This is a genomic window from Neorhizobium sp. 05N33 (assembly GCF_056397445.1).
This window is the reverse complement of record NZ_JBFTNK010000007.1, coordinates 22,471-44,586: the sequence shown is the minus strand read 5'-3', so window position 1 is coordinate 44,586 and position 22,116 is coordinate 22,471. Positions and strand designations below refer to the sequence as shown.

22 protein-coding genes are annotated in these 22,116 nt (G+C 61.7%); 14 read left to right on the top strand and 8 right to left on the bottom strand.

Annotated elements, in window-relative coordinates; all coding sequences use genetic code 11:
- The first annotated feature begins 28 nt into the window (after window positions 1–28).
- On the top strand, window positions 29–487 hold the full coding sequence (locus tag AC1DLT_RS18640; protein WP_247032030.1) for a molybdenum cofactor biosynthesis protein MoaE: 459 nt from the start codon (window positions 29–31) through the stop codon (window positions 485–487).
- A gap of 55 nt (window positions 488–542) precedes the next feature.
- On the opposite strand, the gene AC1DLT_RS18635 is transcribed toward AC1DLT_RS18640, so the two are convergent.
- Both AC1DLT_RS18635 and AC1DLT_RS18630 read right to left on the bottom strand, forming a co-directional pair.
- The gene (locus AC1DLT_RS18635; protein WP_477487735.1) at window positions 543–731 is read right to left on the bottom strand and encodes a type II toxin-antitoxin system Phd/YefM family antitoxin; all 189 of its coding nucleotides are present in this window, start codon (window positions 729–731) and stop codon (window positions 543–545) included.
- 69 nt (window positions 732–800) lie between these two features.
- The gene (locus AC1DLT_RS18630; protein WP_477487734.1) at window positions 801–1,697 is read right to left on the bottom strand and encodes a branched-chain amino acid ABC transporter permease; all 897 of its coding nucleotides are present in this window, start codon (window positions 1,695–1,697) and stop codon (window positions 801–803) included.
- A gap of 63 nt (window positions 1,698–1,760) precedes the next feature.
- Here AC1DLT_RS18630 and AC1DLT_RS18625 point away from each other — a divergent pair, with 63 nt between their 5' ends.
- Entirely contained in the window at window positions 1,761–2,309 is a 549-nt protein-coding gene (locus tag AC1DLT_RS18625; RefSeq protein WP_038541737.1) for a CGNR zinc finger domain-containing protein, read from the top strand.
- A complete protein-coding gene (locus AC1DLT_RS18620; RefSeq protein ID WP_038541736.1) occupies window positions 2,306–2,806 on the top strand; it encodes a hypothetical protein in 501 nt (166 codons plus the stop codon). The genes AC1DLT_RS18625 and AC1DLT_RS18620 overlap by 4 nt, the downstream gene beginning before the upstream one ends.
- Window positions 2,807–2,896: 90 nt before the next feature.
- Here AC1DLT_RS18620 and ndk read toward each other — a convergent pair whose 3' ends face one another.
- Window positions 2,897–3,319 carry a nucleoside-diphosphate kinase gene (gene ndk / locus AC1DLT_RS18615; RefSeq protein WP_038541734.1) on the bottom strand — a complete coding sequence of 141 codons (423 nt, stop codon included), beginning with the start codon at window positions 3,317–3,319 and terminating at the stop codon, window positions 2,897–2,899.
- Window positions 3,320–3,416: 97 nt separating this feature from the next.
- On the bottom strand, window positions 3,417–4,106 hold the full coding sequence (locus tag AC1DLT_RS18610) for a glutathione S-transferase family protein (RefSeq protein WP_477487733.1): 690 nt from the start codon (window positions 4,104–4,106) through the stop codon (window positions 3,417–3,419).
- Between the two features lie 227 nt (window positions 4,107–4,333).
- Between AC1DLT_RS18610 and AC1DLT_RS18605 the strand changes: the two genes are divergently transcribed.
- Window positions 4,334–5,356 carry a diguanylate cyclase domain-containing protein gene (locus AC1DLT_RS18605; protein ID WP_477487732.1) on the top strand — a complete coding sequence of 341 codons (1,023 nt, stop codon included), beginning with the start codon at window positions 4,334–4,336 and terminating at the stop codon, window positions 5,354–5,356.
- A 120-nt stretch (window positions 5,357–5,476) separates the two neighbouring features.
- On the opposite strand, the gene AC1DLT_RS18600 is transcribed toward AC1DLT_RS18605, so the two are convergent.
- A complete protein-coding gene (locus AC1DLT_RS18600) occupies window positions 5,477–6,199 on the bottom strand; it encodes a hypothetical protein (RefSeq protein ID WP_477487731.1) in 723 nt (240 codons plus the stop codon).
- 219 nt (window positions 6,200–6,418) lie between these two features.
- Here AC1DLT_RS18600 and AC1DLT_RS18595 point away from each other — a divergent pair, with 219 nt between their 5' ends.
- On the top strand, window positions 6,419–7,132 hold the full coding sequence (locus AC1DLT_RS18595) for a Crp/Fnr family transcriptional regulator (RefSeq protein ID WP_477487730.1): 714 nt from the start codon (window positions 6,419–6,421) through the stop codon (window positions 7,130–7,132).
- A 65-nt stretch (window positions 7,133–7,197) separates the two neighbouring features.
- On the opposite strand, the gene AC1DLT_RS18590 is transcribed toward AC1DLT_RS18595, so the two are convergent.
- Window positions 7,198–8,082 (bottom strand): hypothetical protein, encoded by an 885-nt coding sequence (locus AC1DLT_RS18590; protein ID WP_247136534.1) that lies wholly within the window; start codon window positions 8,080–8,082, stop codon window positions 7,198–7,200.
- 168 nt (window positions 8,083–8,250) lie between these two features.
- Between AC1DLT_RS18590 and AC1DLT_RS18585 the strand changes: the two genes are divergently transcribed.
- On the top strand, window positions 8,251–10,134 hold the full coding sequence (locus AC1DLT_RS18585) for an ATP-binding cassette domain-containing protein (protein ID WP_247032012.1): 1,884 nt from the start codon (window positions 8,251–8,253) through the stop codon (window positions 10,132–10,134).
- A 352-nt stretch (window positions 10,135–10,486) separates the two neighbouring features.
- Complete coding sequence (locus AC1DLT_RS18580) at window positions 10,487–11,341, top strand: polysaccharide deacetylase family protein (protein WP_477487729.1); 855 nt, start codon at window positions 10,487–10,489, stop codon at window positions 11,339–11,341.
- 25 nt (window positions 11,342–11,366) lie between these two features.
- On the opposite strand, the gene AC1DLT_RS18575 is transcribed toward AC1DLT_RS18580, so the two are convergent.
- Together AC1DLT_RS18575 and AC1DLT_RS18570 are read right to left on the bottom strand one after the other, a co-directional pair.
- A complete protein-coding gene (locus AC1DLT_RS18575; RefSeq protein WP_477487728.1) occupies window positions 11,367–11,816 on the bottom strand; it encodes a DNA polymerase III subunit chi in 450 nt (149 codons plus the stop codon).
- Complete coding sequence (locus tag AC1DLT_RS18570; protein WP_477487727.1) at window positions 11,816–13,306, bottom strand: leucyl aminopeptidase; 1,491 nt, start codon at window positions 13,304–13,306, stop codon at window positions 11,816–11,818. The genes AC1DLT_RS18575 and AC1DLT_RS18570 overlap by 1 nt, the downstream gene beginning before the upstream one ends.
- A gap of 249 nt (window positions 13,307–13,555) precedes the next feature.
- Between AC1DLT_RS18570 and AC1DLT_RS18565 the strand changes: the two genes are divergently transcribed.
- The 7 genes from AC1DLT_RS18565 to rsmA all read left to right on the top strand — a co-directional run bounded on the left by AC1DLT_RS18565 (window position 13,556) and on the right by rsmA (window position 22,020).
- Complete coding sequence (locus AC1DLT_RS18565; RefSeq protein WP_477487726.1) at window positions 13,556–14,347, top strand: phosphatase PAP2 family protein; 792 nt, start codon at window positions 13,556–13,558, stop codon at window positions 14,345–14,347.
- Between the two features lie 114 nt (window positions 14,348–14,461).
- On the top strand, window positions 14,462–15,637 hold the full coding sequence (gene lptF, locus AC1DLT_RS18560; protein WP_477487725.1) for an LPS export ABC transporter permease LptF: 1,176 nt from the start codon (window positions 14,462–14,464) through the stop codon (window positions 15,635–15,637).
- Window positions 15,634–16,722, top strand: coding sequence for an LPS export ABC transporter permease LptG (gene lptG / locus AC1DLT_RS18555; protein WP_247136537.1), 1,089 nt, complete (start codon window positions 15,634–15,636; stop codon window positions 16,720–16,722). The genes lptF and lptG overlap by 4 nt, the downstream gene beginning before the upstream one ends.
- Window positions 16,722–19,049, top strand: coding sequence for an LPS-assembly protein LptD (locus AC1DLT_RS18550; protein ID WP_477487724.1), 2,328 nt, complete (start codon window positions 16,722–16,724; stop codon window positions 19,047–19,049). The genes lptG and AC1DLT_RS18550 overlap by 1 nt, the downstream gene beginning before the upstream one ends.
- A 163-nt stretch (window positions 19,050–19,212) precedes the next feature.
- Window positions 19,213–20,127: a SurA N-terminal domain-containing protein gene (locus AC1DLT_RS18545; protein ID WP_244447512.1), complete on the top strand. Its 915-nt coding sequence runs from the start codon at window positions 19,213–19,215 to the stop codon at window positions 20,125–20,127.
- 43 nt (window positions 20,128–20,170) lie between these two features.
- Window positions 20,171–21,187 carry a 4-hydroxythreonine-4-phosphate dehydrogenase PdxA gene (gene pdxA / locus AC1DLT_RS18540; RefSeq protein WP_247031998.1) on the top strand — a complete coding sequence of 339 codons (1,017 nt, stop codon included), beginning with the start codon at window positions 20,171–20,173 and terminating at the stop codon, window positions 21,185–21,187.
- Window positions 21,187–22,020, top strand: coding sequence for a 16S rRNA (adenine(1518)-N(6)/adenine(1519)-N(6))-dimethyltransferase RsmA (gene rsmA, locus AC1DLT_RS18535; protein WP_477487723.1), 834 nt, complete (start codon window positions 21,187–21,189; stop codon window positions 22,018–22,020). The genes pdxA and rsmA overlap by 1 nt, the downstream gene beginning before the upstream one ends.
- Window positions 22,021–22,116 lie beyond the last annotated feature (96 nt).

Genomic DNA, 22,116 nt, shown 5'->3' with positions numbered 1-22,116 from the left:
CCCCAGCGCGGAGAGGAAGGGGTTACCGATGACCGCTCCCACCATCCGCGTCCAGTCGACCGACTTCGACCTGCAAGCCGAAATCTCAGCATTGACCGCCGGCCGCAAGAACGTCGGCGCCGTCGTCACCTTCACCGGCCTCTGCCGCGACGAACAGGGTGCATTGTCGGCACTCGAACTCGAACACTATCCAGGCATGGCGGAGGCTGAAATGTTTCGCATCGGCGAGCTGGCGATCGATCGCTTTTCGCTGCTCGGCCTCACCGCCATCCACCGTTTCGGCAAGATCATGCCCGGCGAAAACATCGTGCTGGTCATCGCCGCCGCCCCACACCGGCAGGCTGCCTTCGACGGCGCCAATTTCGTCATGGATTTTTTGAAGACCTCGGCCCCGTTCTGGAAGAAGGAACACGCCGCCGACGGCAGTCAAGGCGACTGGATCGCCGCCAAGGACGCGGACGACACTGCGCGGGACAAGTGGCGGTGACTACGGCGATACCCTGCTCGTCACCACAGGCGGGTTAAGCCGGGAACCGTGTCAGCTAGAAGAAATCAGGTCCGCCACGTTCGACCTTGCCCTTCAGCAGCCCGATTGCAAATTTCCGCCGCGGCATCGGAACGATCTTCGCGATCGGCGTATTCCCTCCGACAATCTCTACATCCTCGCCGGCCCTCGCCAGATCGATGAGCTTCGAAAAATTATCCTTTGCTGCGTCGATCGTGAATTGCATGACATGCCTCGCGTTGTTCCGCTAGGATATCCCAATTTCTCACGAAGCGCATCCTGTTCGCGTATCCGCTCAAGGCACCACCCGCTCCCGCCGGCTCATCACCAGCACCATGACCAGTGCTGCGACTACAAAAAGGTCGCGCCAGACGATCGGGCCGTAGCCGCTCCAGAGCGTTTCGGCAAAACCTATGACAGCGGCGCCGGCGGCGGCACGCAGCGGGTTGGAATGGCCGCCGGCCGCAGCGATCAGTACCACTTTCAAGCCGAACAGCAGGCCGGCGCCAAAATCCATCGTGCCGAAGTGGGAGGTCGCGAGCACGCCGCAGATCGAGGCATAGAGCGCTGCCGCCGCGTAGGCCACGACGAAGACCCGCGCGGAATTGGTGCCGGAGAGTTCCGCCGCCAGCGGATCGTCTGAGACTGCCCGCCACATGCGGCCCCAATGGGTGCGCGTCAAGATCAGATAGCCCGCGCCGATGGCCGCCAGCATGATGGCAACGTTGGCGAGCTGGATCAGCGTCAGGGTCACCGGAAAGCCGTCTGCGTGCCAGAAGACGACCGCATCGTTGAGGAAGGGCGGCAGCCAGAGTTCGCGGGTATCGGCAGCGATGCGGGCACCCTCCATCAGCACCATCAGCACGCCGAGCGAGGCGACGATCACGGCATTCGGCGAGATCTTTGCAAGCGGGCGCATGACGAATTGCCCGATCGTTACCCCTGCCCCTATGCCGCCGGCGATCCCGGCCGCAGCACCGAGCCCCAATGCGGCCGGCAGGATCAGCCACAGCCGGTTCCAGCTGAAATGGGCGAAGAGCAGATAGAGATGGCCGGAAAAGGCGAAGATCGCGCCATAGGTGATGTCGGCCCGTTTCGTCACGGCAAAGGCGATCGCATACCCGAAGGCGAGCGTCGCATAGAGCGCCGCCAGCGGAACCGCGTTCGCCAGTTGCTGCAAGAGATAGGCCATGGGCACTCCGATAGCGATGACGAATATAACTGGTCAATCTCATTTTACCAGTTATAATATTGCATGAACTTTTCCTGGACCCCGCATCGTTTTGCCGGCGGCGCGCTGGCGCTGGATGTTGCCAACAGCGTCATCCTGCGCTCCGATCCGACACGTAGCATCGACCGGTTTGCGGAACCGCAGCAGATGCACGCCTTTCCGGAAGCCGCCGAAAAGTTCTCGGCCGAACGGACGCTGTTCGGCGATCTTGCGCCCGTCCGAGCTGAGAACCACACGCCGTTTCTCACGCTACGCGAAGCGATCGACCGCTATTTTCGCGCCCGGGTTCTCGGCGACGATGGGCAGACATTGCTTGCCGATTTCCTCGAAGCGACGGCGGCGATCCTTCGCCGTGCGGAGAGGAATTCGCTGGAGGCGGCGACCGCCCATTCGGCGCTCAGGCTGCTTGCCGACGAAGAGATTTCGCGGATGAAGATCTGCGGCAGTTGCGGCTGGCTGTTCCTCGACCGAAGCCGCAACCGCAGCCGCACCTGGTGCGACATGGCGGTGTGCGGCAACCGCGTCAAAGCCAGCCGCCATTATCATCGCAGGAAGAAGGAGGCCGCGTCATGATGCGCCGGTTTATGGTTCTCAGCCTTGCAGCCCTTGCCCTTTCCGCATGCCAGCGGGAAACCGAAAAGCTGGTGGAGGTGAGCGGGCATATCTTCGTGTTCAATTACCGGGTCGCCAGCGCCACCTATCTCGTGACGCTCAACAAGACCGGGCCGATCCCGGACGGAACCGTGGCAATCGCCAAATTCGACGACCCCGCCGGCGGCGATCCGATCGTCATCAACGAAAAGATCTTCCCCGCATGGAACAAGATCACCCTGCAGAGCCCCAATGTCCGCTGCGTGCGCAAGGACAAACCCTATTCCGTGGATATCCGGCTGGTGGATGCGGGCGGCCGGACATTGCAGGAATTGAAGACCCAGCTCGTCTCGGACGTCGACCAGTCGGTGCTTCCCAGCAAGCCGCTGGTGCTCGGAGCCGGTTATGAGCGGAACCCGGAAGTCTTCAAGCCGGATGGGACGCTCGACTACGCCCAGCCCGACGACTGCCCGGCGTGACGTGACAGACGGAAGCCGAATATCCCAGAACGAAAAAACCGGGGCCAGAGCCCCGGTTTCATCAAAATCGTCCGTCGAGACGGGCTTAGATCAGCCGACAATCTCGGTTTCGGAGAACCAGTAGGCGATTTCCTGGGCGGCGGTTTCCGGAGCGTCGGAACCGTGAACCGAGTTCTCGCCGATCGACAGCGCGAAGGTCTTGCGGATGGTGCCTTCGTCGGCATTGGCCGGGTTGGTGGCGCCCATGATCTCGCGGTTCTTCAGGATGGCGTTTTCGCCTTCCAGAACCTGAACGATGGTCGGACCGGAGATCATGCCTTCGACCAGCTCGCCGAAGAACGGACGTTCCTTGTGAACGGCATAGAAGCCTTCCGCTTCGCGCTTGCTCATCCAGACGCGCTTGGAAGCGATGACGCGCAGGCCATTGTCTTCAAACACCTTGGTGATGGCGCCCGTGAGGTTACGCTTGGTGGCATCCGGCTTGATCATCGAAAACGTGCGTTCAATCGCCATCGTTCTATCCTTCGTTTCCTGTGGCCCCGTGATTAAGGGGGAAAGTGGGCGGTCTTTACCCGCCCCTTTCGCTGGAAACAAGGGGGTTCGGGCAATTTCACGCCGCTGTCACACTGCGCCCGACGCCATTATGCAGGTCGAGGCAGCGTTCGAACCACAACCCGACCGGGTCGTCATCGGAAAACACCTTGGCGCCGGCGGTGACGCGCATCCACTGCAGCGCCCCGAACAGGATGTAGTCGACGAAAAGCGGGCCGTCGCCGCCGATGAAGTCATGATATTTCAGGGCGTGGCGGATCGGCTCCAGTTTTGGCGCGAAACCGTCGATCTCCGCCTGGCGGCTCGCGTCGATCTCTTCGAGCGTCCTGCCGAGCCGGGCCTCGCGGCTGGTGCGGAAATAGATCTGATCGGTCTCTCCGAGCATGTCATGGATGTTCTTGACCGCGATCTTGGTGATCGCGGTATGCACCACCATCTGGGAAAAACCCTCGACGAAACGGGCGAGCGCCTTGCCTGCCGGGCCGCCGAACAGCGTCGGCCGGTCCGGGTAGGCCTCTTCCAGATAGAGCGCGATCTCGAAACTGTCGCGGATCAGTTCGTTGCCGTCCCTCAGGATCGGTACCGTCTTCGAAAACCCGCCTTCGAGGCTGGGTATCTCGGTAAACGGCGTCGGCTTCTCGATGAAATCGAGGCCCTTGTGAGCAAGCGCCTGCACGACTTTCCAGCAATGCGGTGAAAACGGGCGGCTCTCGTCGGCGCCGCAGAGCGAATAGAGAATACGGGTCACGGCAGGCTCCTGATCTAGACATTCGGCTGGCGATATTGAAAGCAAATTGCCTTTTGAATCCAATCAGGAAATTTCATGGATCGCATTCGATCGACCGTTTCGACGGTCCCTTAACCGTAACTCCCGACGATCCGGCCCTTTTCAGCAAATGTTAAAGCCGGTCCCACATTCCTTGTCGCACTATAGAACACCTGTGGAGACGAGAGATGGCGGGCGAAGTGAGCAGAATGGCACAGGATCGCAGCCCGCAGGCTATCGTCCAGCTGATGGCGAAGCTGGACGTGAGCGGCCTGCCGCGCAATTACGAACTCTTCCACGAGGCGCTCCTGGGCGGCGACCCCGCCCTTTCGCGCGAAGTGCTGGCGCTCACGGCCGGTCCTTCGCAGACKGTGCTCGACGAGATGGGGCTGCGTCATCAGCTTCCGGCCTTCGTGGCACTCATGCCGGTCAGAGGTCGCGATCAGGAAATAAAGCTGCTGCTGGAACTCCGGGACAAGATGGCAAGCGGCGTTGCCCAGAAAAAGGGTTTCAGCCGGGTGCTGGAAACCGTCGCCCGCAGCTTGCGCCAGGACAGCACCGCGGGACCTGAGGATATTCTGGCCGAAATCGAATACTTAAGCGTTTCGCTCTCCGATGCCGTGGTCGCCGAAACCGAACTGGAAGCCATTCTTCGCTCCGGTGCCGATCGTCTCGTCAAGGCCGAACGCGAAGCGTCGGTTGCCCGCTCGGTGACCCTGCGCGACAGGCTGACCTCGCTGCCGAATCATGCGGCGCTTGCCGAACGGCTGGAGGCCCTCTACGGCGTCGATGCCGACAGCCGCGATACCGCGCTGTTCCTGGTGACGATCACCGACCTGCCGCATTTCGCCCGTACCTACGGCGATCCCACCGTCAACCGGATCGTCAAGAAGGCCGCCTCGATCTTCCGCAAGGCGATCAAGAAGAACGATTTCCTGGCGCGCATCGGCAAAGGCGATTTCGCTTTCGTCTTCCGCGACGTCGGCCGCGACAGCGTGCAGCCGATCGCCGAACGGCTGATCGCCTCGATCACCGACAATCTCGTCTTCGCCGCCTCCGATGGTACGAGCGGGATCGGTCTTTCGGTCGGTGCGGCGCTGACCGCAGACGCCTTTTCACCGCAGGAACTGCGCCTGCAGGCCGGCGCGGCGCTTGAAGCGGCCAAAGCCAATCCGCGCCTGATCGTCGCGCTTCACGGCGGAGCGCCTAAACGATCATCCTCCGAGGGGTAGGGTTTCCAAAACAGAAAGGCCGCGGTTTCCCACGGCCTTTCTGTTTTGCGAACGAAGATCGGCGGCCGATAACGATACGTCCGACGGCCGCCCTCTTGTCCTACCAGCAGGCCGGCGGAATTATGCCGGGACGAACTGGTTCTTCTGCGTGAACCGAACGGAGACGTCCGTGACACCGCCAAAGCTCACCTCGTAGGCGGCCGAAGACGTCGCGGTGTCGATCACCTGTCCCTGAACGAAAGAGCCGGCGAGAATGTAATATTTCGGTTTCGGCGTGAACTGATACAAGAGGCCGGGCTCGAGCTGGACCGCGATCGTCGGCTTGCCGGCCATGGCGATGCCGACATTCAGGTAGACGCTCTTGCTGGCCTGCACCGGCACGGTCGGAATGGTGTCGTCCGCCTTGGCGAGGATAAGGCCTTTCGTCGCGTCGGATGGCCCCTCCGGAAAACCGGGGGCGCCATAGGGAAACGGTCCCTGATAGGTCACCGGCACCTGATTCTGATTGTTGATCATCACGGCGACCGAGCTCGCCGTCTGGAAGGAACGCGGCGAGCCGGGCGTGCCCTGTTGCTGAACGTAGCCAACCGTCACGGAATAGTCGATCGTCCAGTTGAAGGAAGACGTGCTCGGCTGGTCGGGGGTACCGGCAGCGGCGCCGCCGACCATCCATGCCAGCGACAGGGGGTCGACCGACGGCCCGATAATCTGCGGGATCGTCTGGAACACAGCAAACTGCTGCCATTTCGCGTTTTCGTTGAGAACCGTGATGCTGTAGGGCTGGCCCGCCGCCGCCTGTGCGCTGAAGGCTTTGATCGCGTGCTGCCCCATATAAATGGTCATAATACATCTCCTCATTTGGGTTGCCGCCACCACACCATGCGGTGACGGCATCTGTGCTCACGGCACCGGCTTCCGCGGAGCATCATTTGCACAAGCACAACCTAGGATATTTAAATCTGAAAATATGTCACACAGGTAACAACCCTGATTTGCATTTTTGCTAAATATCGCCCCTACACACGGCAGCCATGTTTCCGACTTCAGGGTGGTCACGAGCAGATGAAAACGATGAAGAATCCGACGATTTCGGACGAAATAAGAAAGATGGAATTATTTAGCGCCGCGGATGACGCCGTTATTTCTACATTTGCAAAAAAGACAAATATAAATGTATACAAAGATCAACAGACCCTGTTTCTGAGCGGCGATCCTTGCGATACACTTTATATTATACTATCCGGAGGCATCTATCTTTATTTTATATCCGAGGAAGGCAATGAGGTGATTTTCTCCGACCTTCAACCGGGGGACGCAGTCGGCGAGATCGAGTTCGCTCTGAACTACCGGCATTCCTCGAACGCGGCGATCTGCGGAACGACGCGGCTGCTCGAAATCGATCGGAAAACCTTCAACGAGCTCTCGACGATCCCGCAGGTGTCTTCGTATCTGATGCGGACGATCGCCCGGAAGCTCCACCGCACCATTATGTTCGCGGAAGGGATGGCGCTTTACCCGCTGGAGACTCGCCTTGCGCGTCTCCTGCTCAATCTCGGCGCCTCGCACGGACGGTCGACCAGCGACGGCATCCTCATCGAAAAATCGATATCCCAGAGCCGCATGGGCCAGCTCATCAATGCCAGCCGGCCACGCATCAATGCGCAGCTCCAGGCCTGGAAGAGCGAGCGGCTGATCGGCGTGCGGCAGCACCGCATCGTCATTTTCAACAAGAGATCGCTGCAGATCATCTCGCGCCATTCAGACCCTGCCGCCTGAACAGCGCGGATGCCTCTGCGGACGCCAGGCCGATGCGGCGAGACCGCCGGCCCGTATGCTGCTATTCATGGGCAACCGTTCTTGACGATGGCGATCAGATCGGCGGTATCCTGGGTGAAACTCGGCCCGTAGACGCCGTCCGGCGCGCCGCTGGAGACGACGCTGACCGCCTTGTGGACGTTGTTGGCGGTCACGAACCACGCCCCGCCGCTTGCGCCGCCGCCATACATGGGATGTGGGCCGGCGTCATAGGCGGTGCCGGCCTGCACGGTGATGCGGGCCGTTTCCCGATACATGTATTCGCCGCCATCAAGCCGCCCGGGGTAGCCGGTGATCGTCACATTGTCATCGACATGGGCGCCGTCAATGCCGAGTTCATATTTGCCGACCGCGGATGCCGCGGTGGTGCGCATCACCGAATAGTCGAACTGCGACCGCGCCATGCTCGGTGGGTTCCCGGACACCTCGGTCCAGCGCAACAGCACCGCCACCCGGTCGATTTGGTAGAGAGTTCCGCCACCGCCCGCATAGCCTTGATAAAAGCGGATATTGGTGGCCTGGTTGCCGTTGCCCCAGGCGGCATGGGCGGCACTCATGACGATCCGATCATCCGCGACAAACTGAGCGCTGGCCGTGTAATCCGCGCCGCCGAGCGTAAACAGCAGCTTGCCTCCGAACTTATAGGGCGCGTCATTGATCGGCGCTCGCTCCGCCTCGGTATCCTTGAGGCCGCGACGTTGTTCGGAGAGACCACCCTCGCCCCGGCCAATCGTCTCCCCGAACGGAATCGCGTTGGCGATCCGTTCCGCAGTCCAGTAGCCGCCGGCGGCGCTCGCCAACAGGGCACCGCCAGGGCTCCAGCAGGTAAACTCCACCGCCCCGGCGCTGAGTGGCATCATCAGCGCGGATGCCGACAGCAGCATCGACCAAGTCAATCTCGTTACTCTCATGACATTCGCTCTCCCGATCGAAGTTCGGTCGCATCATCGCGACCGGCGGCGGCGCCGCCTCAACGATCTACCAGAGCGTGCAATTCTCTTCTGTTTCCCTCGGCACAGCGAAATACCGGCCCATCGGCGCCCTTGCCAACAAACAGGGTTTCGGCCAAAACCGCCGCCATGATCACGATTACCGAACTTTCCGCCCGCATTGCCGGACGTCTCCTTCTCGACAATGCCAGCGTGACGCTTCCGGCGGGCACCAAGGCCGGGCTCGTCGGCCGCAACGGCGCCGGCAAATCCACGCTGTTCAAGGTCATCACCGGTGAGCTGGGCTCGGAAACCGGTTCGGTCTCCTATCCAAAGAGCGCCCGGCTTGGCCAGGTGGCGCAGGAAGCGCCGGGCACGGAGGATTCGTTGATCGAAATCGTGCTTTCCGCCGACAAGGAGCGCGCTGCACTGCTGGCGGAGGCGGAGACCGCCACCGATCCGCATCGTATCGCCGACATCCAGATGCGGCTCGTCGATATCGATGCGCATTCGGCAGAGGCGCGCGCAGCCAGCATTCTCGCCGGTCTCGGTTTCTCCCAGGAAGCCCAGTCGCGTCCCGCCTCGTCGTTTTCGGGCGGCTGGCGTATGCGGGTGGCACTCGCCTCCGTCCTGTTTGCGGAGCCCGACCTGCTGCTGCTCGACGAACCGACCAACTATCTCGATCTCGAGGGCACGTTATGGCTGGAGGACTATATCCGGCGTTATCCGCACACGGTCATCATCATCAGCCATGACCGCGACCTCCTCAACAACGCGGTCAACGCGATCGTGCATCTCGACCAGAAGAAACTGACCTTCTACCGCGGCGGCTACGACCAGTTCGAGCGGCAGAAGGCCGAGGCCGACGAATTGCAGACCAAGGCGAAGGCCAAGAACGAGGCGGCCCGCAAGCACCTGCAGAGCTTCATCGACCGCTTCAAGGCCAAGGCCACCAAGGCCCGGCAGGCGCAGAGCCGCGTCAAGGCGCTGGAGCGCATGGGCACCGTCGCCGCGGTGATCGAGGACCACGTGCAGCCAATCACCTTTCCCGAGCCGGAAAAACAGCCCGCCTCGCCGATCGTTGCGATCCAGAACGGCGCCGTCGGCTATGAACCCGGCAAGCCGATCCTCAAGAACATCACGCTGCGCATCGACAATGACGACCGCATCGCCCTGCTCGGCTCAAACGGCAACGGCAAGTCGACCTTCGCCAAGTTCATCGCCAGCCGCCTCAAGGCGGAAAGCGGCGATATTCGCCTGGCGCCGAACCTGAAGATCGGCTTCTTCGCCCAGCATCAGCTCGACGATCTGGTGCCGGCGGATTCGCCGGTTGCCCATGTGCGCCGGCTGATGCCGGATGCGCCCGAGGCCAAGGTTCGCGCCCGCGTGGCGCAGATGGGGCTTGCGACGGAAAAGATGGCGACGGCCGCCAAAGACCTGTCCGGCGGCGAAAAGGCGCGCCTGCTGATGGGCCTTGCCGCCTTCCATGCGCCGAACCTGCTGATCCTCGACGAACCGACCAACCATCTCGACATCGACAGCCGCCGGGCGCTGATCGAGGCGCTCAACGACTATGAAGGCGCCGTCATCCTGATCAGCCACGACCGCCACCTGATCGAGGCCACCGTAGACCGCCTGTGGCTGGTCAACAACGGCACCGTGTCGAATTTCGAAGGCGACATGGAGGAATACCGCAACCTGATCGTCAGCTCCGGTAAAAAAAAAGAAGAAAAAATTGAACTGACAGAAGATCTGTCCTCGAAGGCGGACCAGCGCAAGGCGAATGCAGAAAAACGCGCCTCGCTGGCACCGCTCAAGAAAAAGATCAATGAAATCGAGGCCGTGACAGCCAAGCTCGAGAAACTGATCAAGGTTCTTGATAAAGAGCTTGCGGATCCCGCGCTCTACGAAAAAGCTCCCGCCAAGGCGGCCCAGAAGGCAAAGGAACGCGGCGAAGCCGCCGCCAAACTCTCGGCCGCCGAAGAGGAATGGCTGATGCTGTCGTCGGAATACGAAGAGGCGATGGCGGGGTGACTTTGTCCCTTCCTCCCTTGAACGAAAAGACCTCCTGGACGACAAGCGGGGAGAGAATGATGTTCACCGAGAGCTTGGCTGTCGCTAAGATCATTCTCGACGCGGAATTGGCGACGATCTCCTTCGGCAGATCGACGCTGCATCGCAGCGGTAATTAGGCCCGGCGTTATCTATGAAGCCGTGGTCGTATTGAGCACCCGCCTTCACCCTGCTCTGCAAACAACATCGGCTGGTCATGAAGACGATCGGCTTTCGGGATCTGCGTTCGTAGACAGCTAACCAGTCGTTAACCATAATCGGCGAATGTGACTTCACTTCAACTCCTTAGTCACTTTTTAGCCGAGTCGCTCCCATGTTTGTCCGCGTCCTTTGCGTCGCCGCTGCCGCCGCGTGCCTTCTTTCCTCCTGCGCCGGTCGCAACCAAACCGAGGGCGGCTCGCTTGCCACCTCGTTTGCGCCCGCCAAGGCGATTTCCTCGACCAGCCCGGTCAGGAAGGCCGAAGCGGATTCGCCGGTGGCGCTGACGCCGGTCGCCTGGGGGCGTTTCAACAATCCGGGCAGCCTTTCCGGCCGCACCCTCACCGTCTCGTCGCTTTCCGACATCAAGCTCGCCAACAAGGAGGTCATTCTGACTTTCGACGATGGTCCGATGCCGAAGAAGACGGAGAAGATCCTCTCCATCCTCGACGAATACAACGTCAAGGCGACTTTCCTGATGGTCGGGCAGATGGCCAAGGCCCATCCGGAAATCGCCCGCAAGGTCGTCGATGCCGGGCACGCGATTGGCAGCCATACCTATCGCCATGCCGATCTGCAGCACCTTTCCTTCGATGCGGCCATTGCCGAGATCGAAAAGGGGCGCGATGCGGTGATCAGCGTCACCCACGAGGATGCCGGCTTCTTCCGCTTCCCCTACCTTGCAGATACCAGGCGCCTGCGCCAATGGGTGGCCTCGAACGGCATGGTCGTGCTGGACGTGCAGATCGACTCCAAGGATTATTTCGGCGTCTCTCCCGCCGCCGTCGCGACCCGGACGATGAATTCGCTGAGGGCAAACGGCAAGGGCATCATCCTGCTGCACGACATCCATGCCCGCACCGCCGCCATGCTGCCGGCGCTGCTGACGCAGTTGCAGGCGGAAGGCTACAAAGTGGTCAGGCTGCGCCACAGCAACTCATCGATGATGCTGGCTTCGCTCTTCGACTGAGAGGCATCCGCCCGAGGACCTCGGGTCAGGCCTTCTTGACCCAGCGCCCCTCTTCCGATTGCTGCCAATAGGTCAGCGCATGCCCCTCGCCCTTCAACTTTTTCCACTGGGCGCGGGCATTGTCGAGCTGGACGGCATCATAGCCGTCGAACATGAAGACGATACGGTCGTAGTCTGCGATCGGCGGCGGCTCGGCACCATCCACCAGAAAGCGAACCGTCGCGCCATTGCCATTTTCGGCAGCGGATGTCAGAAGCACCGGCTGCGTCTCGGCCATCGGCGAGGCGTCGGTGCCATGCGGCAGAAAACTGTCCTCGCGAAATGTCCAGAGATGCGCGTCGAGAAAATCCCGCCGCACATCGCCGCTCGTCTGCACCGCCACCTTCCAGCCGCGCTCGACGCTCTTTTCGAGAAGCGCCGGCAGCGCATCCTCGAGCTTCGATTCGGTCAGATGATAGAACAGGACTTCGGTCATTAGCTCTCGTAATGCGCCCGGACGAGTTCGTCCAGCAGCCGGACGCCGTAGCCGGATCCCCAGGACTGGTTAATCTCGCTCGACGGTGAATTCATCGCGGTGCCGGCGATGTCGAGATGTGCCCAGGGCGTTTCGCCGACGAAGCGCTTCAAGAGTTGCGCCGCGGTAATCGACCCTGCGTTGCGCCCGCCGGTATTCTTCATGTCTGCGAATTTCGAATCGATGAGCTTGTCGTATTCCTTGCCGAGCGGCATGCGCCACAGGCGCTCCCCGGTCACATCGCCGACACCGGTCAACTGGCTGGCCAGCGTGTCGTCGTTGGAGAAGAGGCCCGCCTGCAGGTTTCCAAGTGCCACCAGGATTGCGCCGGTGAGGGTGGCGAGATTGATCATGAACCTCGGTTTAAAACGGTCGTTGCAATAGTGAAGCGCATCGGCAAGCACCAGCCGGCCTTCCGCATCGGTATTGATGATCTCGATCGTCTGGCCCGACATGGTGGTGACGATATCGCCCGGCCGCTGGGCGTTGCCGTCAGGCATGTTCTCGACGAGGCCAAGAATGCCGATCGCGTTGACCTTGGCCTTGCGGGCGCCAAGCGTATGCATGAGGCCGATCACCGCTGCGGCGCCGCCCATGTCGCCCTTCATGTCTTCCATGCCGGCACCCGGCTTGATGGAAATGCCGCCGGTATCGAAAACGACGCCCTTGCCGATGAAGGCGACCGGCGCCTCCTTCGGCTTGCCGCCCTTCCATTGCATGACGGCGAGCCGCGGCGGGCGGACCGAACCTTGCGCCACGCCGAGCAGCGCACCCATGCCTAGCTTCTTCATCTCCTTCTCGGTGAGGATTTCCACCTCGACGCCGAGCCTCTCCAGTTCCTTGGCCTTGTCGGCGAATTCGACCGGCCCGAGCACGTTCGGCGGCAGGTTGACGAGTTCGCGGGCAAGAAGCACGCCGCCGGCGATCGCTTCGGAATCGGAAAAGGCCTTCTTGGCGGCGGCATGCGCGGCGGTGACGATCGTCACTTTGACGGTCTTCGGCGCCTTGTCGTCGTCCTCGCCCTTCTTGGTCTTGTAGGTGTCGAAGCTGTAGGCGCGCAGCAGCATGCCGAGCGCGAACCCGGCCAGTTCGGCAGCACCGACGGCAATGCCCGGCGCGTCGGCGAAGATCGCAACCTTGGTCATCGACTTGACCGTCGAAGCCGCGACGCCGCCCGCCTTCAGCCAGTCGTAGGCGGTCAGCGTCTCGGCCTTGCCGAGACCCAATACGACCAGCCGATCAGCCGGCGACCCTTGCGGCGCGATGAGGTCCAGCGTCGACATCGGCTTGCCGGAAAACTTCGCGATCTCGGCCGCTCGGCTCACGATGCCGGCAGGATCGGCATCGGCGGCACCCGCCGCTGGCCCTTCGCCGGCGAGCTTGAGCTGGATGGCAAGGCCGCCGTCGATCTTGGCGGACTTGGCGAAAGAGATATCGAATTTCACGGACATTGCGACTCCAGGAGGCTTTCGAAAGAAAGCGGCGATCATCGCCGTTTCGGCCGCGAGCGCAAGGGCGAGATGTCGCTACCGTCTCAGCCCGCAGGCCGGTTCGCTCTCCGACGCGTCAAAAAGCCCGATTTCGGGAGCGGGCATTCCCTTCTATCGGTCCGCTGCCCTTCTATCGGTCGCCGGCCCTGTTCAAATCCGGCGCGTCTTGCTCTAGGGTCGCGCCGCCCGACGACCAATGGATAAGTTCGCATGACCTCGCCCTCCCAAACCGTCCCCGAATGGCTGGCCGCCATGCGGCGATTCCTTGCCACGCCGAGGGGATTGTTCATCGTGCTGATGGCGCTCTGGTGGGTGCTGCTGGCGGTCTTCTATCTGGTGCCGCAGATCGATCTTGCGGTGGCGCGCGCCTTCTTCGAACAAGCCGCCTGCGGCGAGGCTATCGAACGTGGCCGCGTCTGCGGCAGTTTCCCCTATGGCGCCGAAACGCTCTTCATACTGATCCGGCGCATTCTCTTCTACCTGCCGGCGCTGGTCGCGATCTGGATCCTCTACCGGCTGATCGCCAACCTGCAGCACCATGGCACGACCTACAGCCCGCGCAAGACGCGAAATTATTCCATTGCCCTGATTTCCTTCCTGATCGGCCCCTACGTGCTGGTCAACCTGATCCTGAAGCAGGTCTCCAACCGTCCCCGCCCCTACGAGACCGACTTTTTCGGCGGCAGGGACGTGTTCACGCCGGCCGGCGATTTCGGCGGCGCCTGCGTCGGCAACTGTTCCTTCATTTCCGGCGAGGCGGCCGGCGCCGGGTGGCTGGCCTGCCTCATCGTTTTGCTGCCTAAACCGCTGCGTCCGGTGCTCGGCCCGCCGCTGATCGCCATCTCGCTGATCTCGCCGGCGCTGAGGACTTCCTTCGGGGGCCACTACTTTTCCGACGTGACGCTCGGCTGGCTGTCGTCGCTGGTGGTCTATGCGGGGGTGGCCGCGTGTTTCGAAATGTCACAGCGAGCAAGAAAACGGAATTCGCAAACAAATTTGTGACGCGACCCCTGTCGCAATGCTGATATCAATCGCTTAGATAGGCGCGACCGTCATCTCGGGGCAACAAGCTGTCACCATTCCCCGGGTGACGTTGTGCAGGGTATCCAGGCTGGAATGAAGCTTCTCGAAGTCTACATATTGCGCCGGATTTTTCAGATGTTCCTGGTGACGCTCCTGCCGGTGCTCACCATCATCTGGACCATCCAGGTGCTGGGACGCATCAACCTGGTCACCGATACCGGCCAGTCGATGGGCTCGTTCGCGACTCTTGCTACCTTCATCCTGCCCACCATCATCCCCGTCGTGCTGCCTTTCGCGCTCGTCATCGGCATCACCCAGACGCTGACGGCGATGAACAACGATTCGGAGTTGCCGGTCATCGACGCGGCCGGAGCATCGCGCAACATCATCTACCGGCCGGTGCTGATACTCGGGATCGCGCTCAGCATGTTCTCCTTCCTGGTGACGAATTTCGTCGAGCCGCCTTCGCGCGTCGCAGCTCGCCAGATGGTCGCCGCGGCCTATGCGGACCTGCTCTCCTCGGTCATCGAGGAGAAGACCTTCCGCAGCATCGAGCCGGGTCTCTACGTGCAGATCTCGGAGCGTCATTCCGGCCGCGTGCTCAAGGGCCTGTTCGTCGTCGATTATCGCGACCCGAATTTCGACCTCATCTATTATGCCCGTGAGGGATCGATCGACGAAAGCGGCACCTCGCTCACCATGCGCGACGGCGAGGTCCATCGCAAAGCCGCCGACGGTCGCATCTCGATCATCAAGTTCGTCTCCTACGCCTTCGACCTGTCGGCGATGGCGAAGGCGGAAGGCGGGCTGCCGCAATATTCGTCCGACCGCAGCCTGGCCTTTCTCCTGAACCCGGATCCGAACGATCCGCTCTATCAGAAGTCGCCGAATGCCTATCGGTCGGAACTGCACAGACGCTTGTCCGACTGGCTTTTCCCGATCTGCTTCGCGCTGATCTCGCTGGTCATCGCCGGCAGCACTCGTTCGCACCGGCAGACCCGGGTCCATCCGATGGTATTTGCGCTGTTCCTTGCGTTCGGCGTGCGCTGGCTCGGTTTCTCGGCCACCAACATGGTCGAACGCCATTCGCTCTACACTCCGCTTCCCTACGTCGTGCCGGTCGTCTTCTCGCTGATCGCAATCTTCATGCTTGCCACCAACCGACAGTTCTCGGCGCCGCGCTTCATCACCCGCGGTATGTCGCGCGTGGCCAGCAGCCTGCAGCGCCGGATGCCCGCCTCGCGGACTTCGGGCGGAGGTGCTGCATGATCTTCACGACGCTCGGCCGGTATTTCTTCCGCCGCTATATCGTCACCGCGCTGTGGTTCCTGCTCGGCGTCAGCGCCATCATCTTCCTTGCCGACTTCAGCGAAACCAGCCGCCGGATGTCGGGCTTTACCGGCTATACGGTTTCGGCCGGGCTGCTGATGACCTCCATGCGCTTGCCGCTCATCCTGCAGCAGATCATCCCGACGCTCAGCCTCTTCATCGGCATGACGGTGCTGATCGCGCTGAACCGCCGCTATGAACTGGTGGTGACGCGTGCGGCCGGCATTTCGGTCTGGCAGTTCGTCTCGCCCTTCGTCATCGGAGCGTTTCTGATCGGGCTCGCCACCTTGTTCGTGGTCAATCCGCTCGCCGCGTGGGGCCAGCGCGAATCGGCTTCCATGGAGGCTAGCTGGCGCGAGGCGAGCAACCGGTCGCGAGCGTCCGCCTTCATCCCCTGGATCCGCCAGATCAGCGGCGACGACGATACGATCATCGGCGCCAAGAGCTATCAGGAGAAGGGAACGCTGCTCGTCGACGTGGTGGTTTTCCAGTTCGACAAGGACGGCCGCGTGGCCTTGCGGCAGGATGCCAAGACCGCAAAATTGGAAAATGGTTACTGGCTGCTTAAAGAGGTTCTGGAAAACCGGCCGGGCGAAATTCCGGTGCGTCGCGAGACAGCACAGGTTCGCACCAAGTTGAAGCAGGAATACATTCAAGAGAGTCTGGCGCAGCCTGATACTGTTGCGTTTTTTGATCTTTCCAGAAAAATTGAGGTCAGCAAATCGTTCGGCATTCCCACAAAGGCGCTCGAGACGCAGTACCACTCGCTGCTCTCCCTGCCGATCCTGCTCGTGGCAATGACTCTCATTGCAGCGACAGTTTCATTAAAATTCAGTCGGTTCGCCCAGTCCCGCTCCGTGATTCTGGGTGGAATAGTTTCTGGCTTCGTGCTTTATGTCGTCACTGTGCTTGTGAAAGCATTCGGGAGCAGTGGGGCAATTCCTCCCTTCGTGGCGGTCTGGATTCCAGTGATCGTTGCGACGGCGCTGGGGACGACAATTCTGCTTCATCAGGAGGATGGCTAGTGGCGGTAAGTGACCGCAAACATATAAGACGGCTCGCCGCCGCCCTGCTGACAGGTGTGTCTGTATGCGTATTCGGCGTATCCGCAACGGTTGTGCAGGCGCAAGCTCTGGTGCCTCAGGCAGCGGACGGCGCCAAGATGCTGCTGCGCGCCAATGAGCTCGTCTATAATCAGGATGCCAAGCTGGTCACCGCAACCGGTGGCGTGCAGATCTATTACAATCGCTACAAGATGGTGGCGCAGCGCGTTCAGTACGATCAGAAGAGCGGCCGCGTCATGGCGACCGGCAATATCGAGCTGATCGAGCCGGGCGGCAGCCGCGTCTACGCCGAGCAGCTCGACGTCACCGACAGTTTCAGCGAAGGTTTCATCAACGCGCTTCGCGTCGAGACCACCGACAATACCCGCCTTGCCGCCGAGAGCGCCGAGCGCCAGCCCGGCGACCTGATGGTGCTCAACAACAGCGTCTACACCGCCTGTCTTCCGTGCACCCAGACGCCCGGCAAAGCTCCGCTCTGGCAGGTCAAGGCGCAGCGTATCGTCCGCAACGGCCAGACCCATACGATTCGCCTGGAAAACGCCCAGTTCGAACTGTTCGGCCTGCCGATCGGCCGTCTGCCGTTTGCGATCGAGGTTCCGGACGAAACGGTCGAGCGCAAGTCAGGCCTTCTCTTCCCGCAATACAGCGCGAGCGACAATCTCGGCTTCGGCGTGACCGTGCCCTACTATCACGTGTTCTCGCCGAGCATGGATGCGACGCTCAGCCCCACCTATTTTTCCAATCAGGGGCTGCTGCTCCAGGGCGAGATTCGCAACAAGTTCGAGACAGGCGAGCACACGTTCCGCTTCGCCGGCATCCACCAGAACGATCCGGGGGCCTTCAAACCGAATACCAGCGACAGTGCCGCGGACAACCGCTTCATGGCCGCCTCCAAGGGTGAATTCAGGATCAATCCGCGCTGGACGTTCGGCTGGAATGTCATGACCCAGAGCGACAACAATTTTTCACGGACCTACAAGTTGACCGGCGTCGGGAGCAGCACGTTCACCAACGACATCTATCTCACCGGGTTGGGGACGCGGAACTATTTCGACCTGCACAACTATTATTTCAACATCCAGGACGACACCTATAGCAACACGGCCGAACAGAAGCAGGCGATCGTCTATCCTTCGCTCGACTACACCTACTATGCGCCGGAACCGATCCTCGGCGGCGAGCTTTCGGTCACCTCCAACATTACCAACCTGTCCCGTCGCGAAGACGACTGGTACAGGGAAGGCACGACTAATCGTTTCCCGGGTCTTGAAGGCAGCTACAGCCGCTTGACCGTGGAAGCCGAATGGAAGCGCACCTTCAACACGCTCGACGGCCTGCTGCTGACGCCGATCCTCGCCGCCCGCGGCGACGGCATCCGCCATACCGGTTCCGGCACTCCGGGTGCCTATTTCGGCGATATGGAGCCGGAAGGCGGCAATGGCCGCTATATGCTCACGGCCGGTCTCGAAGCGCGTTATCCGATCCTGCTGACCACCGAAAACAGCAGCCATATCATCGAGCCGATTGCGCAGATTTTCGCGCGTCCCGACGAGCAGATGGCGGGCGGGTTGCCGAACGAGGATGCGCAGAGCTTCGTCTTCGACGCCACCAGCCTTTTCGAGCGTGACAAGTTTTCGGGCTTCGACCGTGTCGAAGGCGGCACGCGCGCCAATGTCGGCCTTCGTTATACCGGTACGTTCGCAAACGGCATCGGCGTGCGCAGCGTTGTCGGCCAGTCCTATCAGATTGCCGGCCAGAACTCGTTCGCCACCGAGGACCTGGTTCATGCAGGCGCCGATTCTGGTCTCGAAACGCGGCGGTCCGATTATGTCGCGATGGCAGCCATCGATCTGCCACAGGGCTTCACGATCGGGGCAAATGCCCGCTTCGACGAAAAGACGTTTGCGATCAAGCGCACCGATGCCTCGCTCGGCTACACGACGCCGCGGGTAAGCGGCACGCTGGTCTACACGCAGGTCGATGCTCAGCCGGAATACGGTTCGGACGACGCGAGGGACGTGCTGAAGCACTCGATGAGCTTCCGGATCAACGAAAACTGGGCGCTTGCCGGCACCGCGACCTGGGACCTTGTGGACAAGCAATTGATCCGGCGCGGCATTGGCATCAGCTATGCGGACGAGTGCACGATCTTTACGCTTGCCTACACGGACAAGCCGTCGGACACGGCTGCCAACGACTGGACCGTCAGCGCACGCTTGAGTTTCCGCACACTTGGCGATATCAGCGTCGGCTCTACCACAGGATTCGACCAGGACTACCGCAACTGATGTGGCGGTTCGTCCGCTCGGTGAAGCGTCATCGTTTCGCCGCAAGAATTGTGCAAGCGGTCGCGGATAGAGTATGAAAGGCGAGGCTGGGCGGGTTCAAGTACCCACCGGGGCGGGAAAAGGGATTGGTATCATGTTCGCAATGACCGCAACGCGCAAGCTGATGCTGGCCGCGGCCGCTTTGGCCGCCTCGGTCGTCATCCAGCCCGGCGTCCAGCAGGCGCAGGCCGCAAGCGAAGTCTCAGCCGTCGTCAACAGGACGGCGATCACCAGCAGCGATGTCGCCAAGCGCGTCGCCTTCCTGCGCCTTCAGCGTCAGAAGGCCGATGCCAAGACGGCGCGCGAGGTACTGGTGGATGAGGCGCTGAAGCGCCAGGAAATCTCCCGCGTGAAAATGTCGGTCAGCACCGAGGACGTCGACAAGGCCTTCGAGCGGTTTGCCGCCGGCAACAAGCTGAGCGTGGCGCAGATGAGCCAGATCCTCGAGAAAGCCGGCGTCGGCGTCGAGCATTTCAAGAGTTACATCGCCGTGCAGATGAGCTGGCCGCGGCTGGTCAATGCCCGTTACGGCGGCTCGCGCGGCCGTATGTCGAGCCAGGAACTCGTCAAGCGCATGATGGAGAACAAGGAAAAGCCGGTCACCACCGAATATTTCCTGCAACAGGTAATCTTCGTCGTGCCCCCGGCCAAGCGCAATGCCATTCTCGCCAAACGCCAGAAGGAAGCGAACGCCGCACGCTCCAAATTCCCGGGCTGCGAGCAGTCGAAGGATTTCGCGGCGACCATGCTGGACGTGTCGATCCGCGACCTCGGCCGCGTTCTCGCCCCCGAACTGCCGGCCGACTGGAAGCCGCTGATCGAGAAGACAGCCGATGGCGGCACGACGGGCACCCGCGTCACCGAACGTGGCGTCGAGTTTCTGGCCATCTGCAAGCAGCGCCAGGTATCGGACGATCTTGCGGCGGAAGTCGTGTTCCGCGCCGAGGACCTCGGCAAGGAGAAGAAGGGCGCTCCCGACCCCAACGACAAGAAATATCTCGATGACCTGCGCAGCAAGGCACAGATCGAGTATCGCTAAGAATATCGCTGACCTCGACACTTAAGTCATTCCCGGAGCCGTAATGCCTCTCGACCGTCCGCTTGCGTTGACCCAGGGCGATCCTGCCGGCATCGGCCCCGATATCACGCTTGTCGCCTGGGCCTCGCGTCAGAAATACGACCTGCCGCCTTTCCTCTTCCTCGGCGATCCGGCCGTGCTCAGGGCCCGCGCCGTGCTGCTTGGCCTCGACGTGCCGATTCGGGAGGCGGATAGCGACAGCGCGATGTCGATCTTTCAGGATGCCCTGCCCGTGCTGCCAATTGCCGCCGGCGCAGAAATCGCCGCCGGCGAACCGCATGTGGCAACCGCCAAGGGGACGATCCAGGCAATCCAGACCGCCGTTTCGCTCTCGCTCGAAGGCAAGGCCGCCGGCACGGTCACCAATCCGATCGCCAAATCCATTCTCTACCAGGCCGGCTTCGGTTTCCCCGGCCACACGGAATTTCTCGCCGACCTTGCCGAGCGCGCCACGGGCAAGAAGATCCTGCCGGTGATGATGCTGGCGGGGCCGAAGCTTAGGGCGATCCCCGTCACCATCCATATCCCGATCAGCCAAGTCCCGGCGGCCCTCAATGCGGACCTGATCGCCGAGACCTGCCGTATCGCCCATCACGATCTCAAGACCCGTTTCGGCATCGACAAGCCGCGGCTTGCGGTTGCCGGCCTCAACCCGCATGCGGGTGAGGATGGCGCGATCGGCCGCGAGGACCAGGACATTATCCATCCGGCGATCTTCAAGCTGCGGGCCGAGGGCCTGCATGTCTTCGGGCCACTGCCGGCCGATACGATGTTCCACGACGAGGCGCGCGCTCGCTACGACGTGGCGATCTGCATGTATCACGACCAGGCGCTGATCCCCGCCAAGGCGCTCGGCTTCGACACCTCCGTCAACGTCACGCTCGGCCTGCCGTTCATCCGCACCTCGCCGGACCATGGCACGGCATTCGGTATCGCAGGCCAGGGTGTGGCCCGCGAAACCAGCCTCGTCGAGGCGATCAAGCTGGCCGGCAATCTCGCTCTCACTTCGAAAGCCGCCTGATGGCCACTCTGGACGGCTTGCCGCCGCTGCGGGACGTGATCCAGCGTCACGGGCTCGATGCCAAAAAGGCGCTCGGCCAGAATTTCCTTCTCGACCTCAACCTCACACAGAAGATCGCCCGCAGCGCCGGGCCGCTACAGGATGCGACCGTCTTCGAGGTCGGCCCCGGCCCCGGCGGCCTGACCCGAGCCATCCTGTCGCTCGGCGCCAAAAAGGTGATCGCCATCGAACGGGACAGCCGCTGTCTTCCTGCTCTCGCCGAAATCGGCGACCACTATCCCGGCCGGCTGGAGGTGATCGAAGGTGACGCGCTGAAGACCGACTTCGCGGCACTCGCGCCTGAAGGCCCGATGAAGATCATCGCCAACCTGCCCTACAATGTCGGCACCCAGTTGCTCATCAACTGGCTGCTGCCCGCGCCGGACCGATGGCCGCCCTTCTGGGAAAGCCTGACGCTGATGTTTCAGAAGGAAGTCGGCCAGCGGATCGTCGCCGACGAGGACGATGACCATTATGGCCGCCTCGGCGTGCTCGCCGGTTGGCGCACCGATGCGCACATGGTCTTCGACGTGCCGCCGCAGGCCTTCACGCCGCCGCCAAAGGTCACCTCAACGGTGGTGCACCTGACGCCCCGGACAAATCCCCTGCCCTGCGACGTCACCAAACTCGAACGCGTCACCCACGCCGCCTTCGGCCAGCGCCGCAAGATGCTGCGCCAGAGCGTCAAATCACTCGGTGGCGAGGCGCTATTGGTGAAAGCCGGCATCGACCCAGCACGGCGGGCGGAAACGCTGTCGGTCGAAGAGTTCGTTCGGTTGGCGAACTGTCTCTGAGCTCCGGCCAAGACCGCTTTCGGCCCGAATCTGCAGTTGGCGATCTTGGCGTAGACGAGCGGCTTTGCCCTTCCGCATTGCGGCGGATTCGCAGTC

Bases quoted from the DNA above. Each gene is read 5' to 3' on its own strand.
- AC1DLT_RS18640 (WP_247032030.1), top strand. From the start codon at position 29: ATGACCGCTCCCACCATCCGCGTCCAGTCGACCGACTTCGACCTGCAA.
- AC1DLT_RS18635 (WP_477487735.1), bottom strand. From the start codon at position 731: ATGCAATTCACGATCGACGCAGCAAAGGATAATTTTTCGAAGCTCATC.
- AC1DLT_RS18630 (WP_477487734.1), bottom strand. From the start codon at position 1,697: ATGGCCTATCTCTTGCAGCAACTGGCGAACGCGGTTCCGCTGGCGGCG.
- AC1DLT_RS18625 (WP_038541737.1), top strand. From the start codon at position 1,761: ATGAACTTTTCCTGGACCCCGCATCGTTTTGCCGGCGGCGCGCTGGCG.
- AC1DLT_RS18620 (WP_038541736.1), top strand. From the start codon at position 2,306: ATGATGCGCCGGTTTATGGTTCTCAGCCTTGCAGCCCTTGCCCTTTCC.
- ndk (WP_038541734.1), bottom strand. From the start codon at position 3,319: ATGGCGATTGAACGCACGTTTTCGATGATCAAGCCGGATGCCACCAAG.
- AC1DLT_RS18600 (WP_477487731.1), bottom strand. From the start codon at position 6,199: ATGACCATTTATATGGGGCAGCACGCGATCAAAGCCTTCAGCGCACAG.
- AC1DLT_RS18595 (WP_477487730.1), top strand. From the start codon at position 6,419: ATGAAAACGATGAAGAATCCGACGATTTCGGACGAAATAAGAAAGATG.
- AC1DLT_RS18590 (WP_247136534.1), bottom strand. From the start codon at position 8,082: ATGAGAGTAACGAGATTGACTTGGTCGATGCTGCTGTCGGCATCCGCG.
- AC1DLT_RS18585 (WP_247032012.1), top strand. From the start codon at position 8,251: ATGATCACGATTACCGAACTTTCCGCCCGCATTGCCGGACGTCTCCTT.
- AC1DLT_RS18580 (WP_477487729.1), top strand. From the start codon at position 10,487: ATGTTTGTCCGCGTCCTTTGCGTCGCCGCTGCCGCCGCGTGCCTTCTT.
- AC1DLT_RS18575 (WP_477487728.1), bottom strand. From the start codon at position 11,816: ATGACCGAAGTCCTGTTCTATCATCTGACCGAATCGAAGCTCGAGGAT.
- AC1DLT_RS18570 (WP_477487727.1), bottom strand. From the start codon at position 13,306: ATGTCCGTGAAATTCGATATCTCTTTCGCCAAGTCCGCCAAGATCGAC.
- AC1DLT_RS18565 (WP_477487726.1), top strand. From the start codon at position 13,556: ATGACCTCGCCCTCCCAAACCGTCCCCGAATGGCTGGCCGCCATGCGG.
- lptF (WP_477487725.1), top strand. From the start codon at position 14,462: ATGAAGCTTCTCGAAGTCTACATATTGCGCCGGATTTTTCAGATGTTC.
- lptG (WP_247136537.1), top strand. From the start codon at position 15,634: ATGATCTTCACGACGCTCGGCCGGTATTTCTTCCGCCGCTATATCGTC.
- AC1DLT_RS18545 (WP_244447512.1), top strand. From the start codon at position 19,213: ATGCTGGCCGCGGCCGCTTTGGCCGCCTCGGTCGTCATCCAGCCCGGC.
- pdxA (WP_247031998.1), top strand. From the start codon at position 20,171: ATGCCTCTCGACCGTCCGCTTGCGTTGACCCAGGGCGATCCTGCCGGC.
- rsmA (WP_477487723.1), top strand. From the start codon at position 21,187: ATGGCCACTCTGGACGGCTTGCCGCCGCTGCGGGACGTGATCCAGCGT.